The 2,037-nt window shown below is 66.2% G+C and carries 1 protein-coding gene; it reads right to left on the reverse strand.

Annotation, left to right across the window (positions count from 1 at the left end):
• A partial coding sequence (locus P4U43_RS17820) for an Rne/Rng family ribonuclease (protein ID WP_277359936.1) occupies positions 1-2,037 on the reverse strand: 2,037 nt, incomplete at both ends.

Here is a 2,037-nt window from a genome sequence, read left to right on the forward strand (position 1 = left end):
CTCGCAGGATCCTCGCGCGCCGGGCTGCCGGAATCCGCCCCACCCGCCGTAGGGAAGCGGTTGAAGGCCTCCGTCAGACTCTCCAGGGTCAGGGCCGGCTCCGGACGGACGGAAGCAGGCGCGTTCTCAGCTTTGGGGAGCGTCACCTGCTCCCCATTGATCGTCAGCACAGCGGCCGACGACGGCGCTTCCGCCACCGGCGAGACTCCTTGCCCGTGATCGTGCTCATGCGCCGCATGAGTGGCAGCGGCGATGCTGGCCAGGGCAGCCCGCGCGGCTTCGGCACGAGCCTGGCGTTCGGCGTCGTCGGCCCTCGGTTCCGGCGGGGAAACGTGCTCCTCCTCCACCGGCGGAGTCTTCGCCCGGCGCTTGCGTTCGCTGCGGGACATCTTCTCCTGGCGCAGGTGCTGCTGGTGGTTCTCCGTCGACACAGCGTGCCTGCGGTGCTCAACCGGTTCGTCATGGGTGACGACACCGCGACCCGCACAGTGCTCGCAGTTCTCGCCGAACACCTCCAGCAGCCCGGTTCCCATCCGCTTGCGGGTCATTTGGACGAGGCCCAGCGAGGTGACCTCAGCGACCTGATGCTTGGTCCGGTCCCGTCCGAGGCATTCGACGAGCCGCCGCAGCACGAGGTCGCGGTTCGCCTCGAGCACCATGTCGATGAAGTCGATGACGATGATGCCGCCGATGTCGCGCAGGCGAAGCTGCCGGACGACTTCCTCAGCCGCTTCAAGGTTGTTCTTGGTGACGGTTTCCTCGAGATTGCCGCCGCTGCCGGTGAACTTGCCTGTGTTCACATCGACCACGGTCATGGCTTCGGTCCGGTCGATCACCAGCGAGCCGCCGGAAGGCAGGAACACCTTGCGGTCCAGTGCCTTGTGGATCTGCTCGTCGATGCGCCGGGCAGTGAAGATGTCCTCGTCCTTCGTCCACTTCTCGAGCCTGCCCACGAGATCCGGGGCGACGTACATGACGTACGCCTCTATTGTGTCCCAGGCTTCCTCGCCGGAGACGATCAACTTGGAGAAGTCCTCGTTGAAGACGTCCCGGACCACCTTGATGGTCAGGTCCGGTTCACCGTAGAGCAGTTCCGGCGCGAGCGTCTTGGTTGACTTCGCCTTGCCCTCAATTGTCTCCCACTGGGAGCGGAGGCGGTTGATGTCGTGGGTCAGTTCCTCTTCGCTGGCTCCCTCTGCCGCGGTGCGCACGATGACGCCTGCGTTCTCCGGGAGCCGGTCCTTGAGGATCCGCTTGAGGCGATTGCGCTCAACGTCGGGAAGCTTGCGGGAGATTCCGGTCATGGAGCCGCCCGGCACGTACACCAGGTACCGCCCGGGAAGGGAGATCTGGCTGGTCAGCCGTGCGCCCTTGTGGCCCACCGGATCCTTGGTGACCTGCACCAGCACCGGGTCGCCCGACTTCAGCGCAAGCTCGATGCGGCGCGGCTGGCCGTCCAGTCCGGCCGCGTCCCAGTTGACCTCGCCGGCATACAGTACGGCGTTGCGTCCCCGCCCGATATCGATGAAGGCAGCTTCCATGCTGGGCAGGACGTTCTGGACCTTGCCGAGGTAGACGTTCCCGATCAACGAATCCTGCTGGGTCTTGGACACGAAGTGCTCCGCGAGCACTCCGTCCTCCATGACACCGATCTGGATCCTGTCGTCGCGCTGGCGGACCACCATCTGGCGGTCAACGGATTCACGACGTGCAAGGAACTCCGCCTCGGTGATGACCTGGCGGCGCCTGCCCGAATCCCTCGACTCACGACGGCGCTGCTTCTTGGCTTCCAGCCGGGTGGATCCCTTCACGCTGGTCACCTGGTCCGACGGCGCTTCCTGGCTCTGCCGCGGCGCACGGACACGCGTGATCGTGTTCGGCGGATCATCATCCTGCCCGCCGGTAAGTTCGAGGTCCTCATCACCGCGGCGGCGGCGACGGCGACGGCGGGAGGTCACCGGCTCGCTCTCCTCACCGGATTCCGCCGGCCCCTGGTTCCGGGCCTCCGGCCCGGATTCGGAGGCCTCAGACTCCGTC

Origin of the sequence: Arthrobacter vasquezii, assembly GCF_029455255.1 — a bacterium.
In the GTDB taxonomy this organism is placed as follows: Bacteria; Actinomycetota; Actinomycetes; order Actinomycetales; family Micrococcaceae; genus Arthrobacter_D; species Arthrobacter_D parietis.